Origin of the sequence: Lysinibacillus sp. NPDC047702 (genome assembly GCF_050272555.1) — a bacterium.
Lineage (GTDB): Bacteria > Bacillota > Bacilli > Bacillales_A > Planococcaceae > Lysinibacillus.
In genome coordinates this window covers 1-14,582 of sequence record NZ_JBNNMG010000046.1, presented here as the reverse complement: position 1 = coordinate 14,582, position 14,582 = coordinate 1, and the positions used below count along the sequence as shown (strand labels likewise).

Sequence of the window (14,582 nt, the reverse complement as noted above, 5' to 3'; positions counted from 1 at the left end):
TTTATTGGAGTATAAGTAAATCATGTATAAGGCTAAGTGGAAAATTTTTCACCTCAAAAAAGCACGAGAAATCAACTTTTCTGATTTCACGCGCTTTTTATGATTTTGAGCAAGGACTTACTGTTTGTCCTTTACAACGATTTGTTTATTTAAAAATGGGTGTTCAAATTCTAATTGTACAGCATGGAGCTCATAGTCTCCACTTGCAGTTTCCCTTGCACCGTACATTGTATCACCAATAATGGGATGCCCGATATGAGCTAAATGTACTCGGATTTGATGTGTTCTACCTGTTTCCAAAATGAGATGGACAATACAAGAACTTTTATAACGGGCAACTACCTCATAGTGTGTTACAGCGTGCTGCCCAGTTTTGGAGACTACACGTCTTGTTGCGTGATGTCGATCTTTCCCAAGAGGTTCGGCGATTGTACCTGAAGAAGCTTGTAAATTTCCTTGTACCTCTGCAGCGTAAGTGCGAATAATAAATTTTTCTTCAATCATACGATCAAAGATTGACTTAGCGAGTGGATGCTTTGCCACCAGTAATAATCCTTGTGTGCCTCTATCCAGTCGATGGACATGCTCTGCATAAACACCACCCTGCTTTTTAATATGTGCCATGACATGGTTCATACAAGTATGAGTATCACGAGCATCATTTGGATGTGTTGACATACCTTTTGGTTTGGAAACGATTAAGCAATGGTCATCCTCATAGATAATATCAATTGCACATACTGGTGTAGGCTGATAATTGGATGTAGGTATCGGAAACGTAAATTTTATAATTGCACCTGCCTGAAGCGGGGCTTTCCATTGAATGGGCTCACCGTCCATCGTTGTAATTGCTTTTGACATTCGTAATTCATGGACTAATTTTTTACCGAGCCGCCAATGATTACACAGTAGTTCTTCAATAGTTAAATTATCTTCATTAATTTCATAATGAAACATAGATCTTCCTCCGTAGAAAAGACCGTATTCTTAATTGTAGAACACGGTCTCTTAATTATTTTGCAGCTTTTACAGCCTTCATTACATAAAAGCTTGCCCCTGCAATTAAAATAAATGCAGTTAGTGCTAAAAATGGAATTGTGATAAAGCCTAACCAGTTAATATATTGACCTGTACAGGAGACAACTCCACAAGAAGGAGCAGTTTCCGCTAAAAAACTAAGCTTTTGAATTCCATAATGATAAAGTGATACACTGCCGCCCATAATGGCAAAAACAGCGGTAGTGACCGCAATACGTGCATTTTTTTGTATAAAGGCAATTGTTGTCATAATGACGATTGGATACATGAAAATACGTTGAATCCAACACATTTTACAAGGTTCATAGTGACGAATTTCAGAAAAGTATAAGGAACCTAATGTTGCAACGACAGAGACAATCCAAATAAATAATAAGCCGTTTTCTACTTTTTTAGACATATCTATTCTCCCCTTTATTAAACCATATCCTTGTACGATTATAGTTGTTCTAGTTTTATATGTAAATTAACTTACACAAAATAAGGCATATCCTTTTTAAAATGAATTTCAGTCTAAAGTATGAACGGCTAAGGCAGACGCTCGAGACTTTGAAATGTTATCATTAACATTAGTAATGCCGAAGAAGAGGTGTTTTTGTGAGAGAGAATGAGCATTCCAATATCAGTATTTTAAAAGAGATTGCAGAGCTTTTAAATGAAGAAACTGAAATAGTGACAATGCTAAAGGGTGCACTTGTGAGATTTTTAAATGGGACAAATTTTGAAACAGGCTGGATTTTTTTTATTGATGAAAAAGGGCGATCGGAGCTTGTTGTTCACGAAAATTTACCAGAAGCATTGGAGTTCAAAAACTGTCATTACTTAAAAAAGGGAGGCTGTTGGTGTGTTTCTCGTTATCGTAATGAGGAATTAAAAAAAGCCTCCAATATCATTGAATGCCAGCGTATTGAGAGTGCGATTGCAGCAAATGTTGGTGATCACGAGGGCATTACACATCATGCTACAGTGCCTCTTCAGTCAGGACAAGAACGTTTTGGGGTCTTAAATGTTGCCTCAAAGGATACTGTGCGTTTTTCACAGGAGGAGCTAGCTTTACTTGAATCTGTCGCTTTTCAGATGGGTTCAGCCATTAAGCGAATTTTACTGACAAAGCAGGAGCAAGAAATGGCACTTGTAAAGGAGCGCAACCGTCTAGCTAGAGATTTACATGATTCAGTTAATCAGCTGCTTTTTTCAGTTACTCTAACGGCGAGAGCTGGTATAGAAATGACGAATGATCGTGCAATTAAAGAAACATTTAAGGAAATTCAACATTTAACACAGGATGCATTAACTGAAATGCGTGCATTAATTTGGCAGCTTCGTCCAAAAGGCTTAGAGAATGGTTTACTTGAAGCGATTAAAGTATATGCTGAAATGCTCGGCTTAAAGCTGCATGTGACAGTTTCAGGTGTACTGCAATTCCCTTCCCGTATTGAAGAAACATTATTTCGAGTAGCACAAGAAGCACTCAATAATGTACGTCGTCATGCAGGTGTGCTGGAAGCTGCATTATATATAACAGTTACTTCTACAGACATTTTGCTGGTGATTCGTGATGAGGGACGAGGCTTTGTCATAGATAATAACACGAAGTTACTTTCAATGGGTTTGCAGTCAATAAAGGATCGTGCAAAATCAGTTGGTGGTACGGCTGACTGGGTTAGTGAAATTGGCAAAGGGACAGAACTGTTAATCCGCTTGCCGTATTAGGAGGGAAGAGAATGATACGTGTATTAATTGCAGATGATCACCATGTAGTACGTCGTGGATTATTATTTTTTTTAAAAACGCAGAAAGACATTGAGGTTGTGGGGGAAGCGAAAAATGGACTGGAGGCAGTAGCTTTAGCGGAAAGCATACAGCCAGATATTATTCTTATGGATTTAGTCATGCCTGAGATGGATGGTATTCAGGCAACTAAGCGCATTAAAGCGAAATTTCCACAAATTGAAATTTTGATGCTTACAAGCTTTTCTGATCGGGACCATGTCGTACCAGCTATGGAGGCAGGGGCTGCAGGTTACCAATTAAAGGATATAGAGCCTGATGAGTTGGTATTGTCCATTCGCCGAATAATGCGTGGCGAAAATACTCTTCACCCAGAGGCCACATCGACATTGGAAATGGATCGGCAAGAATCTGAAAATGCACCACATGTATTGAACCCACTAACACCTCGTGAACAGGATGTACTTGCAGAGCTGACAAAAGGGAAAAGTAATAGAGAAATTGCTTCCTCCTTATTCGTTACAGAAAAAACTGTAAAAACCCATATATCTAATATTTTCACGAAGCTACAGGTGCAGGATCGTACACAAGCGGCTCTTTATGCTGTAAAGCACGGACTGACAGAGGGTAGTGGTGTATAATGGGGAGTTAAAACGGCGAGTTCCTACAAGTTTGTAGTAGCCCGTCGTTTTTTATTATCTATTTTTGAATAAAAAATTTATTTGTAATTTCTAGTAATGTTGAGCTTGGCGTAAGGGCCAAATCTTCTTTTAATTTTTGTTCATAGTCTTGAAACACTCTGTATGCCTGTTCATATAGACCAGCGTTTATTAAAGTGTGTAAATAGTGTTCAAGCTTTTGCTCATTATATGGATCAAAATCTAGTAGACTATTTAAGAAATCAAGTGCTTTTGACGTATCTGTTAATACAGAAGCTTGAAAACCTTTTTCTAATAAATCTATGTATGATTTAGTCAGCTTATCTTTATAGGCCGTGGCCCATTCATAATCGTCAAAAATAAGCAGCCCATTTTTATAAATGGAAAGACATTGATTAATTAATGAAATAGGAGGGAATTCTTGCTTTGAAAAATCATCATAGTATCTCTGAAAATCATATAAATCGCAAAAAATATTTGGCTTTTCAAAGATATAATATTTATTGGAAAATATTATACAGTTAGCATAACCTATATTGCTCAAGGTTTTTCTTAAATATGATAAAGCTGTATGAAGATTTGATTTTGCCCGAACGTAGTCTAGATCAGGCCACAGAATTTCTATTAAATAATCTCGGTGAATAGGAATATTCGGATGTAAAATGAAATATACAAATAATTCCTTTGTTTTCTCCGTTTTGAACGCAATTAAACTATTGTTGCTATAGGCTGCAAATTGATCGAAGCATTGAACGTTTAGCATCGTTTTCGAAGCCTTCTGAATGAGTTTCTGAATGGAGTATTCATGCTCTATTCGAGCAATAGCCTTTTCTAGGCGAGCATGATTAATTGGTTTAAGTAAATAATCAAGTCCTCCGATATCATATGCCTGTAATGCAAACTCTTGATGGGAAGTAATAAAAATTACACTAACATGTGGACGCTCCGTTTTGATAATATCAGCTACCTCCAATCCAGTTAGTTCATTGAGCTTTACCTCTAAAAAAATTGCCTCAAATTCTAATGCTGGAAGCTCCTGTAGAAATACCTCTACACTTGTAAAGGTTTTAATCACCTGTATTTGCTGGAATGCTTGTAGTTTATTTTGAAAATAGTGTAAAGCTAGTGGTTCATTGTCTATTAAAACGGCTCTAATCACATCAAAATCTCCTTTTTACAATTAAATTGAAAACCATTAAACTCTAGTTCATTGTGTTTGAAAAGGCTTCCTAATATATAGTGAGCACTAAAAAAGTGAATTTCACTTAAAAATAAAAATTTGACACTGAGATTTAGTGCTCGTATTTCACTTTCACAATTCTATTGAGGTTTCATAAAAACAAAGCACTAAATTCTTTGCCACAAATAGATACTATAGTTTTCAGCGCTCTATAAAGAGGATGGAAGTTTTGTCTGTTGTGTTAAGAGAATTGAAATAATTGTATAAGCGTTTATCTTCATTCAGCAGAAGACTCCCACCTCTACAGGTGGTGAGATGAATGCGGTTTTGATTTCTTTTCAGTGGGTGTCCAAACACTTACTGAATGAAGATAAAGCCTCTGGCGGATGTCACGAATTTTCAAAGGAATGAATTGTGCAGGCACAATTCAAAATCCGGACGCAATTACACCAAGGCGAAATTGATTATCAAACTATTCTTAATAAGGCGGGAAACAACAAAGCTTTAATAGCGAAATCCATTAATTCCTGATAAATCCTTGTATTAAACTTGTTTTTTTCTTATATTGTAAAAATAGTATAATGATTGTAATAATTTATCAGGCGTTATTATAGTACATTCGACTTAAATAAAACTCAAAAAGTACTTAAATAATACTTAAAATAGATAGGATATTAGTAATTAAAATGCAAAACAAAATGGTTAATTTATGATGAAAAATGGTTGATAATGATTAAAATAACATCATGCAATATATAGAGTAGCAACTGAGATTGGTGGAGGATGGGTAAAACATGAAATTAGAGCGTCTTTTAATGATGACAATGATTTTAATAAATCGAAAAAAAGTGACAGCACAGGAGCTTGCTGAATTATTTAATGTGTCAGTTCGTACAATTTACCGTGATATCGAAACACTTAGCTGTGCTGGAATTCCTGTTATAAGTCAGCAGGGGGTTAATGGTGGAATTAGCTTGATAGAGGGGTATCGTGTCGATAAACAGGTTTTGACAAAGGAGGAGCTTACCTCGCTTTCCATTGCCATAAAAAGTGCACTTACAACCTATGACGATTCCTATGCAGAAGCAGTGCTAGAAAAATTAACAAGTGTTGCTGATGAAGAAATAAAGCAATCCATTGATCAACTATTTATTGATCTTAGCCCTTGGGGACCATCTATTGTTTTTAAGGAACAGATTACTCTATTAAAAAAAGCAATTGAGCAAGCACACTGTGTAAGCTTCACCTATTCTACGACACATGGTCAAGTAACCAATCGATTTTTAGAGCCACATACATTGGTACAAAAAGGAAAGGTATGGTATGTCTACGGATACTGTACATTAAGAGAAGACTTCCGCTTATTTAAAATAGCTAGAATGAAAAATATAAAAGAAGAGATGATAACTTTCCAGCGTAAAGAAGTTCATTTGTCTGAACTCCCATGGAACAAAGAGTGGCATCGCCCTCAAAATGTAATTCAGCTAAAGCTGTCATTCGATTCTGCGATAACAACATTAGTAGAAGAAACATTTGGCGCTGAGCATATCGATCATGAAAGTTTAACAGTTAATATTTCATTGCCGGAGGATGAATGGTTATACGGTTTTCTTCTTAGTTTTGGTCACCGTGTAAAAGTTTTAGAACCGCCACATTTAAGAGCTATTGTGCAAAAGCGAGCACAGGAAATTGTAGAGCTATACAAGGGCATTTAATTTTCATTTTAAAAGATGACATACTGCTGTCAGGTTTCCTTTGTTATAGTCATAACAAATAGTATGAAGGGTGGATGAAATGATGCAAAATTATTGTCAAAGCTGTGGTATGCCATTAGCAGATGAAGCATTATTAGGAACAAAAAAAGATGGTCAGAAAAGCCAGGAATATTGCAAGTATTGTTATGAATTAGGAGAGTTTAAACAGCCGGAATTGACAGTTGAGGAAATGATTGAGATTTGTGTGCCACATTTAAAGGAGGATGGCATGGCAGAAGAAGAAGCACGCCAAATGTTATCTTCTTTCTTACCGAGTTTAAAAAGATGGAGAAGAGGAGACATAAAGCAACCCATTATGATAGAACGAGAATCTTTTCAAATTGTAGGAATTTCAGCTCAAACGAGCAATGCCAATGAAATAACGCCTCATGCTAAAATTCCTTCATTATGGTCAGATTTTTATCAGCAAGACGTGATTGGACAAATAAAAAATCCAGTCAATGAAGTATTAATCGGTTTATACTCTGACTATGAAACAGATGTAAATGGAAAATACTCGATTACACTTGGAAAGGAAGTAGCAACTACAGATGAAGCGGCACAGGGTATGATCGTTAAAACAGTGCCAGCTGCTAAATATTTGGTTTTTACTTCAGAAAAAGGGTCAATGCCAGACATTGTTATTAAGGCTTGGCAGGATATTTGGGCTTGGTTTGCCAGCTCAGATGTAGAACGAGCATACACAGGTGATTTTGAGAGATATGATGAACGATGTGCAAATCCACAAGAAGCACAGGTTGATATTTATATAGCGATCAAATAACAACAAATCTCCTGCCATTTACTTGGTAGGAGATTTGTTGTCGTTTGCTGGAGGAATGATTTCAATATGTGGTTCAATATGCACGAGTATCTGACAGAATCGATTTTCACGAGTAATTGTTTTTTCAATTTCCTCTGTAATACGATGACTCTCAAAGACGTTTAAATAAGGGTCCACAGTGACAGTTACATCGATAAAGTACATATTGCCATGGGCGCGCCCCTTAAAGTCTAATATCTCAATTATCCCATCAACATTACGAATAAGGACAGACAACGTCTCAACTTCCTCAATATTAAAAGCATCTGTGAGACTTTGAACAGCCTCCCAAAAGATTTCAATTGCTGTTTTAATAATTAGAAGTGCGACGAGAAGTGCAGTAATTGTGTCTATAATGGGGAAACCGAAAATAGCTCCAAAAATTCCGATTGCTGTACCAATACTTACAAGAGCATCTGAGCGGTTATCATAGGCTGCTGCCTTCACAGCTGCACTTTTTATTTTTTTAGAAAGTGCTAAATTATAGCGATAAACGATATACATCACAACGGCACTGCCAATTGCGACATAGGCAGTTAATAATGACGGTGTTGTACTAACTGGTTCCCAAAGTCCTTTTATCGAATTAATAAGTACTTGTAAGCCAACAATTAACATTATGAACGAAGCAACAAGCGAGGCAACTGTTTCGGCACGCAAATGCCCATATTGATGATTAGAGTCAGGTGGAATTTGTGCAATTCGTAATCCAATAAGTACTGCAATAGAGGCGATAATATCAGTAGTATTATTTAATCCATCTGCCTTTAGCGCTTCTGATGTGCCAATATAGCCGATCGTTAATTTTATAGAACTCAGTACCAAATATGTAGCGATGGATAACCAAGCACCTTTTTCCCCTTGACGTAAATTTGTATAAAGCTCCATTTTGTTTCCTCCTCGCAAAACTTTCGGGCATTATAAAACGACTCCCTTCTGTGAAAGGGAGTCGTTGCTAAAGTTTATAATGTTATTACTGTATAAGCTCCCCACCACTATAGGTTGTGTGCTGTATACATTTTTTATAGCCTGTATCTTTTAAAATGCGATGTTAATCGTAACACAGCAAATAGAACAAGGCAATTTTTAGACACTTACTTCTTCATTTTCATTTGATAAATCACGTTCAGGTAATTTCAGAACTTCTAAGTATAAAATATGGTGACCATCTAATTCTTTTGCGATAAATTCATAGCCTTGCTCTTCAATGCTATCTCCTTCGACTGCATCAAAGCGCTTTGTCATAAACCAACCGCCGATTGTATCTATATCATCATCTTCTATGTCAGTACCTAGCATATCATTTACATTTTCTACTAGCATCTTTGCATCTAAAATAAAATGATCTTCTGCAATTTCTTGCACTTCTGGGATTTCGTCCTCATCGAATTCATCTTGAATATCGCCGACAATTTCCTCAATAATATCTTCAATCGTCACTAAACCAGATGTTCCGCCATATTCATCCATTAAAATGGCCATATGAATGCGTTCACGCTGAATTTTAAGTAGCAAATCATTAATTTGCGTTGTTTCCATCACACGAATAATCGGCTGCATATAGTCAATTACTGGCTTATCACCATTTGCAGAGTTTTTAATGTAAGCGGTTAATAAGTGCTTCATATTGACTAAGCCGATAATATGGTCCTTGTCACCATCAATAATCGGATAACGAGTATATTGCTCAACTCCCATTAAATCGAATACTTCTTTAATGGTAAGCTCTTTTTCGATTCCAACGATTTCAGTACGCGGTACCATGATTTCCTTTGCAAGTCGATCTGAGAACTCGAAAATACTGTTTACATATTCATATTCTGAATTGTTAATTTCTCCACCTTTTAAACTATCTGACAAGATCATACGAAGCTCTTCTTCGGTATGAGCAACTTCTGATTCTGACATCATTTTTAGACCGAAAAGGCCTGTTAAGCCACGTGCAGATCCGTTTAATAACTTAATGATTGGGTACGTAATGTTGTGGAATAAAATTAATGGGCCAGAAAAGTTTAATGTCACTAATTCTGCTTTTTGGATGGCAAGTGTTTTTGGCGCCAATTCCCCTATAACTACATGCATAAACGTTACGATTGAAAATGCAAGTATGAATGAAAGGATAGATGTAATACTACCATTCAAATTTAGAAACTCAAACACTGGGTGCAAAATAATTTCAAAAGTAGGTTCACCAAGCCAACCTAATCCAAGTGCTGTAATGGTAATACCTAGCTGACATGCAGATAAGTATTCATCTAAATCTGAAACAACACGTTTTGCATTTTTTGCTTTTTTATGACCTTCTGCTAGCAATTGATCAATACGAGTTGTTCTCACTTTAACAATTGCAAACTCCGTTGCAACGAAAAATCCTGTCATGATTATTAGTAGAGCGAATGCCGCCAACCTAATGGTTATCTCCAATATGTCTCCGTCCAAATAATTCCTTTGCCCCCGCCCAAATGAGGGAAGTAAACAAAGTGTACACCTCCTATGATTTAAAAAATTGTTGGATGATTCAATCATAAAATATTTAGATGCAAAACACAAATATTGACAACAACTTTTTATCTTGATGAGGTAATCTGTAATTGGGAAAAACTAACGCCAAAAGATTGAAAATCAAAAATCATTATGCTACCTTTAAAAGGAGCAAAGATAGTTTATTTAGAGAAGGAAGCATCTGCATCTCATTTAAAAACGACACGTCAAAAATCTCAAGAGAGCTTTATCTGCGAATTTTTTTAAATAAATTATTTTTAATAGCATCAAAGAAGTAGCCCTCTCACTAGCTGAGAGGGCTACTTCTGCTTTAAGTGCTATTCTTGTTGGAAGCGCAATTTTAAACACGCTTTTTCAACATCATGAAGCATTTCTTTGAATGGGATTTCGCCTGTAAAGCACGATATGGTAACAGGTGCCTTTTCGGTAATACCTTGCTGTGTTAAAAGATAATTTTTGCCATTATACGTTACATACATATTTTTTACAGGTTTTTTTCCGAATGAACTAGTTGGCGTGTCGAATAATGCTTTTAATTGGCTGCAATATTCATTGTAAAAATCACTTTTAAAGCCAGAAAGTAACTCGAATTTTTTACTATTGATAGTGCCAGCGTCATCTGCTAATTCGAAAATTTTAGCGGAAAATTCAGAAAAAACTTCTTTTACTTTTGCACGAATTAATGCTTTTGAATTATAACTGTTTAAGTCATCTAAAAGTGTGACTTTACTCATTGAAATAGCCCCCTGCATACAAAACATTTATTATTAACTTGATAACATAAATGTATAAGAAAAATGCTGCAATTTCAATAGATGGAAATATTTTTAGCATAGAAGATATGCAACCTCTAGTAAAAAATGGGTAATTTTAGAAGGCGGTTACATGATAAAATTACTACTTTTATTAATCGTACACATGATACAACATAAGCTCATGAATCAATTTTTTAACATCCTCTTCGTTTGGAGGAATAGGTCCAGTCCATTGAATGTTGCCATCCTTTAAATACTCAGCTGAATAGCGTTTGCGTTGATAGAAAAAGGAAATAGCCCAGCCAGGAAGCTGAGAATTTTCAAATAAAGGCTTAAAGCTGAAATGCTGAATCATAATCAAACCCCATTTCTTATATATGTAGTTAATATTATTCAGGGATAGTAGTAAATTTGCAACTATTCTATCTGAAGAAAATGTATGAAGGGTGTTTAATTATCTAGGGGTTTTTCTTTCGTTGAAAATCATTGCTCTGCTATAATGAGTGCAACAGGCGACAAAATCCGCCAATCTTGAATCCAATTGAAATGAGAGGGTATTAATGGATAATTTATTTGTAACTTTACTATTTATGGCAATTATTGGAGCCGCTATCGGTGGTGTAACGAATCATCTAGCCATAAAAATGCTTTTTCAACCCCATGAAGCGATATATATTAAAAATTGGCGTGTACCATTTACACCAGGGCTTATCCCAAAACGACGTGACGAATTAGCAAGGCAGCTTGGGCTAACTGTTGTAAACTATTTATTAACACCTGAAACCTTTAGAAAAAAATTCTTTTCAAAGGATATTCATGATAAGGTGGAGCAATTTGTACAAACAAAGGTAGAAGAAACGATTTTTACAAATGATAAAACAATTCAAGATTGGCTTACATTAGCTGGGTTTTCTAATATGCCCGCAACAATTGAGAATAAGATTGAAGCAATTGTCGAGGGACAATTTGAGTCGATGAAGAATACATTATCAACGAAGTCAATTCATACACTGTTATCGGCAGATATTCAACATACAATTGACGCAAAGATTCCAGTAGCAGTTCGTCATATATTAGAGAAGGGTGAGGATTATTTTTTATCACCTGAAGGCGAATTAACAATAAAAGCGATGATTGATGATTTCCTGTCATCCAAAGGTTCACTTGGTGGAATGATCAATATGTTTTTAGGTGACTCTTCTTCACTTGTGGCAAAGGTTCAGCGTGAGCTTCTAAAATTCTTACAGGCGCAAGGCACAACAGCATTATTAACGAAAATCTTTACGCAAGAGTGGGATAAATTAAAAGAACGCCCTGCAATGGATTTTTTACAGGATATTCGATTTGATTCAATATTAATGAAAGTACAAGGTTATGTAAAAGAGCAGCTAGCTGTTGAGGAACGTTTGGATCAGCCTATTTCATATTATTGGCCAGAAGGCAATACTTGGATGAAGGAAACAGTCATTCCACAAGTTATTGAAAAAGCTTTTGATAAAGCCGAAGAGAAATTAGAAGATGTATTAAAACGCTTAAATTTACAAGAAGTAGTTCGTGAGCAGGTTGATTCTTTCCCTGTGGCGAAGTTAGAGGAGCTTGTGCTAGGTATTTCAAAACGTGAGTTTAAAATGATTACAGTGCTAGGTGCAGTTCTTGGTGGCTTGATTGGGATTGTGCAAGGATTGATTGTCTACTTTATTTAAAAAGGAGAAATAAAAGAATGATTAATATTTATAATGAAATTAATGCTTTAGAGGCAACTTTTCGTAAAACACCGGAATTCGAAGAGTTGAAAGAGGCGGTTGAAATAGTAAAGAGTGATGAAGAGGCATTAAATGTTTTTAGAAACTTCCGTAAAATTCAAATAGAGCTGCAAAAAAAGCAACTAACTGGTGAAGATATATTGGAAGATGAATTAGTATACGCTCAAAAGGCTGCTCAGCTCGCACAGCAAAATGAAAAAATATCCTCAATGCTTGAAGCTGAAATGAAGTTAAGTAAGGTGATCGAAGAGGTAAATCGTATTTTAGTAAAGCCTATACAAACATTGTATGAGGGAATATAATGTAATCGTCGCTGTTCCATAGGAATAAATAAACTATTATTTGCACATATAACAATTAAGAAAGAAACGTGTCTCTGTGTTGAGGCACGTTTTCACTTTATACACAAATTCAAAAACAATGGAGGCATTACTATGCATGTAATTATTGAATGGACATATAAAGCGTTAAAGGGTGCAACAACTGTACTACGTTCAGAAGAAATGCCTGCAGCTCAAGCAGTACTACTAGCAGAGGATATGGAGCGAACAGGGAGAGTTAAATCATTGCATTGTATTGATCGACAGGAAACAAGTTGGTCGTTAAAGGAGCTAAAGACCTATCTAAAGGAGATTGAGACAGAGCCACATGACATTACTGTTTATTTTGACGGTGGCTTTGATCGTGCCACAAAACAATCAGGACTAGGATGTGTCATTTATTATGAGCAAAATGGCAAACCATATCGATTAAGAAGAAATGCCTTTTCTTCAGAGCTGAATTCCAATAATGAGGCAGAATATGCAGCGCTCTATTTAGGAATCGTTGAGCTTGATTTACTGAATGTTCATCATTTGCCTGTTTGCTTCACTGGTGATTCTCAAGTAGTGATTAACCAATTAAGCGGGGAATGGCCTGCACTGGAAAAGGATCTATCGAGCTGGGCGGATAAAATTGATGCGAAGTTAGAGGAGCTTAGTATTCAACCAGAGTATCAGCTAATATCCAGAAAAGAGAATTCAGAAGCAGATCGTCTAGCTACACAAGCCTTAAATGGCATAGATATTACAGGATTAAGCGAAATTGTAAGAGATAGGTAGTCATTGAAGCATTAACTGAAAACCATCATGGCCATGATGGTTTTTTTATCTTCATTCAGCAATTATTTTTTGTAGCGAAAGTGAAGCGACAGCTACAATTGTTTTTTGTAGCGAAAGCAAAGCGGCAGATACAATTACGCCAAGGCGAAATTGATTTTTTTAATGAAACTTTTACCATTTTAATACGACTACTTCTATGAATCTAAATAATAAGGAGAGATTTTATGAACATGAAACAGTTTGCGCCTGTAGCAATGACAGCATTATTATTTGGAAGTGCAGTAGTTCCTATTGCTTCAGCCAATGAAAAACCTACAGAGGCACCACAAATTCAAATTGATCCTGTACACATTTTCAACAATACGCATGGGACAGTTGAGAAAGTCCATGCTGGTGAAAAAATTACATATTACACGGTAAAAGATGGCGATCAACTGAATGTTTTAGAAATTACAAATGAAACACCTATTTTCGATAATACAGGGAAGAAAGTGAATCTTAAAGAGGGAGATAAAATAGTTGCTTATACATTTGCAAATAAGCCTCAAAAATTAATCTATCCGCCACAATTCGGTCCTGATGTTGTCATTGTTGAAACCGAGGAAGTTGGATTTGTTGAGGTTGATTATTTCTTTGAAAACTTAACAAATACTTATGATATTTTAAAATTAAACATTGGGGATAAGACGGAGCTTTTCAATACACAGGGAGAAAAAGTCACAGCTAAGGATTTAGCAGAGAAGCATCTAGTTGTTTTCTATACAGCTTCTACAAAAAGCATCCCAGCTCAGACAACACCTTCAAAAGTAATTGTTCTTGATAACAAATTTGCTAATACAGTAGAAAATACTGTTGAAGCAGAGATTGCAGCCATTATTAAGGCAGATTCATATGAAGTGGAAGGAACGAAGATGGTTCCTTTGCGCTTGATTGCTGAAAAACGCGGTTACACGGTGGAGTCAACGGGTAAAGGGGCAATCGTAACAAAAGGTAATTTATCTTACACAATTACTCGCGGCGAAAAAATATTTGGTATTAACAAAGCTTTACACCCACTTCATGTAGCACCTGCATTGTTAGAAGCGAATAAAACATATGTACCAATTGAATTTGTAGAGGAATTCCTAAAATAATATGTTTCAAAGTAAAACAGTAAGCTAGAGGAGGTATTCTAGCTTACTGTCATAGTGTTGAAAAACTAAATGGTCAAGGGACTCTTTGTGAATACTACTAATTCAAATGAAGGTGATTTCCGTTCCAGGCTACTCGCTTTGCCG

Annotated in this window: 15 protein-coding genes; 8 read left to right on the top strand and 7 right to left on the bottom strand. The window is 36.0% G+C overall.

Features of this window, described 5'->3' with window-relative positions:
• Nucleotides 1–117 precede the first annotated feature (117 nt).
• Complete coding sequence (locus ACQKIM_RS19120) at nt 118–957, bottom strand: RluA family pseudouridine synthase (RefSeq protein WP_427546935.1); 840 nt, start codon at nt 955–957, stop codon at nt 118–120.
• A gap of 55 nt (nt 958–1,012) precedes the next feature.
• Nucleotides 1,013–1,438 (bottom strand): disulfide oxidoreductase, encoded by a 426-nt coding sequence (locus tag ACQKIM_RS19115; protein ID WP_427546932.1) that lies wholly within the window; start codon nt 1,436–1,438, stop codon nt 1,013–1,015.
• A gap of 197 nt (nt 1,439–1,635) precedes the next feature.
• On the opposite strand from ACQKIM_RS19115, the gene ACQKIM_RS19110 reads away from it, so the two are divergent.
• Nucleotides 1,636–2,751, top strand: a complete 1,116-nt coding sequence (locus ACQKIM_RS19110) for a GAF domain-containing sensor histidine kinase (protein WP_427546929.1) — start codon at nt 1,636–1,638, stop codon at nt 2,749–2,751.
• 11 nt (nt 2,752–2,762) lie between these two features.
• Complete coding sequence (locus ACQKIM_RS19105; RefSeq protein ID WP_427546926.1) at nt 2,763–3,410, top strand: response regulator; 648 nt, start codon at nt 2,763–2,765, stop codon at nt 3,408–3,410.
• A 58-nt stretch (nt 3,411–3,468) separates the two neighbouring features.
• Here the strand turns inward: ACQKIM_RS19105 and ACQKIM_RS19100 are convergent, their stop codons facing one another.
• A complete protein-coding gene (locus tag ACQKIM_RS19100; RefSeq protein ID WP_427546923.1) occupies nt 3,469–4,587 on the bottom strand; it encodes a response regulator in 1,119 nt (372 codons plus the stop codon).
• Nucleotides 4,588–5,402: 815 nt separating this feature from the next.
• Between ACQKIM_RS19100 and ACQKIM_RS19095 the strand changes: the two genes are divergently transcribed.
• Both ACQKIM_RS19095 and ACQKIM_RS19090 read left to right on the top strand, forming a co-directional pair.
• Nucleotides 5,403–6,323: a helix-turn-helix transcriptional regulator gene (locus ACQKIM_RS19095; protein WP_427546920.1), complete on the top strand. Its 921-nt coding sequence runs from the start codon at nt 5,403–5,405 to the stop codon at nt 6,321–6,323.
• 82 nt (nt 6,324–6,405) lie between these two features.
• Nucleotides 6,406–7,146, top strand: a complete 741-nt coding sequence (locus ACQKIM_RS19090) for a zinc ribbon domain-containing protein (RefSeq protein WP_427546917.1) — start codon at nt 6,406–6,408, stop codon at nt 7,144–7,146.
• 18 nt (nt 7,147–7,164) lie between these two features.
• On the opposite strand, the gene ACQKIM_RS19085 is transcribed toward ACQKIM_RS19090, so the two are convergent.
• The 4 genes from ACQKIM_RS19085 to ACQKIM_RS19070 all read right to left on the bottom strand — a co-directional run bounded on the left by ACQKIM_RS19085 (nt 7,165) and on the right by ACQKIM_RS19070 (nt 10,797).
• Nucleotides 7,165–8,073 (bottom strand): cation diffusion facilitator family transporter, encoded by a 909-nt coding sequence (locus ACQKIM_RS19085; protein ID WP_427546914.1) that lies wholly within the window; start codon nt 8,071–8,073, stop codon nt 7,165–7,167.
• Between the two features lie 198 nt (nt 8,074–8,271).
• A complete protein-coding gene (locus ACQKIM_RS19080; RefSeq protein WP_427546911.1) occupies nt 8,272–9,591 on the bottom strand; it encodes a hemolysin family protein in 1,320 nt (439 codons plus the stop codon).
• A 413-nt stretch (nt 9,592–10,004) separates the two neighbouring features.
• A complete protein-coding gene (locus tag ACQKIM_RS19075) occupies nt 10,005–10,421 on the bottom strand; it encodes a hypothetical protein (protein WP_427546908.1) in 417 nt (138 codons plus the stop codon).
• 172 nt (nt 10,422–10,593) lie between these two features.
• Nucleotides 10,594–10,797, bottom strand: a complete 204-nt coding sequence (locus ACQKIM_RS19070; RefSeq protein ID WP_427546905.1) for a YheE family protein — start codon at nt 10,795–10,797, stop codon at nt 10,594–10,596.
• 205 nt (nt 10,798–11,002) lie between these two features.
• On the opposite strand from ACQKIM_RS19070, the gene ACQKIM_RS19065 reads away from it, so the two are divergent.
• From ACQKIM_RS19065 to ACQKIM_RS19050, 4 genes are all read left to right on the top strand, one after another.
• Nucleotides 11,003–12,145, top strand: a complete 1,143-nt coding sequence (locus ACQKIM_RS19065) for a DUF445 domain-containing protein (protein ID WP_427546902.1) — start codon at nt 11,003–11,005, stop codon at nt 12,143–12,145.
• Nucleotides 12,146–12,162: 17 nt separating this feature from the next.
• Entirely contained in the window at nt 12,163–12,507 is a 345-nt protein-coding gene (locus tag ACQKIM_RS19060; RefSeq protein WP_427546899.1) for a YlbF family regulator, read from the top strand.
• Between the two features lie 132 nt (nt 12,508–12,639).
• Nucleotides 12,640–13,305 carry a ribonuclease H family protein gene (locus ACQKIM_RS19055; protein WP_427546896.1) on the top strand — a complete coding sequence of 222 codons (666 nt, stop codon included), beginning with the start codon at nt 12,640–12,642 and terminating at the stop codon, nt 13,303–13,305.
• A gap of 224 nt (nt 13,306–13,529) precedes the next feature.
• Entirely contained in the window at nt 13,530–14,438 is a 909-nt protein-coding gene (locus ACQKIM_RS19050) for a stalk domain-containing protein (RefSeq protein WP_427546893.1), read from the top strand.
• The last annotated feature ends 144 nt before the right edge of the window (nt 14,439–14,582 follow it).

Excerpts from the sequence above, each read along its gene's own strand:
- ACQKIM_RS19120 (WP_427546935.1), bottom strand. The coding sequence starts at position 957 with ATGTTTCATTATGAAATTAATGAAGATAATTTAACTATTGAAGAACTA.
- ACQKIM_RS19115 (WP_427546932.1), bottom strand. The coding sequence starts at position 1,438 with ATGTCTAAAAAAGTAGAAAACGGCTTATTATTTATTTGGATTGTCTCT.
- ACQKIM_RS19105 (WP_427546926.1), top strand. The coding sequence starts at position 2,763 with ATGATACGTGTATTAATTGCAGATGATCACCATGTAGTACGTCGTGGA.
- ACQKIM_RS19095 (WP_427546920.1), top strand. The coding sequence starts at position 5,403 with ATGAAATTAGAGCGTCTTTTAATGATGACAATGATTTTAATAAATCGA.
- ACQKIM_RS19090 (WP_427546917.1), top strand. The coding sequence starts at position 6,406 with ATGCAAAATTATTGTCAAAGCTGTGGTATGCCATTAGCAGATGAAGCA.
- ACQKIM_RS19085 (WP_427546914.1), bottom strand. The coding sequence starts at position 8,073 with ATGGAGCTTTATACAAATTTACGTCAAGGGGAAAAAGGTGCTTGGTTA.
- ACQKIM_RS19075 (WP_427546908.1), bottom strand. The coding sequence starts at position 10,421 with ATGAGTAAAGTCACACTTTTAGATGACTTAAACAGTTATAATTCAAAA.
- ACQKIM_RS19070 (WP_427546905.1), bottom strand. The coding sequence starts at position 10,797 with ATGATTCAGCATTTCAGCTTTAAGCCTTTATTTGAAAATTCTCAGCTT.
- ACQKIM_RS19065 (WP_427546902.1), top strand. The coding sequence starts at position 11,003 with ATGGATAATTTATTTGTAACTTTACTATTTATGGCAATTATTGGAGCC.
- ACQKIM_RS19060 (WP_427546899.1), top strand. The coding sequence starts at position 12,163 with ATGATTAATATTTATAATGAAATTAATGCTTTAGAGGCAACTTTTCGT.
- ACQKIM_RS19055 (WP_427546896.1), top strand. The coding sequence starts at position 12,640 with ATGCATGTAATTATTGAATGGACATATAAAGCGTTAAAGGGTGCAACA.
- ACQKIM_RS19050 (WP_427546893.1), top strand. The coding sequence starts at position 13,530 with ATGAACATGAAACAGTTTGCGCCTGTAGCAATGACAGCATTATTATTT.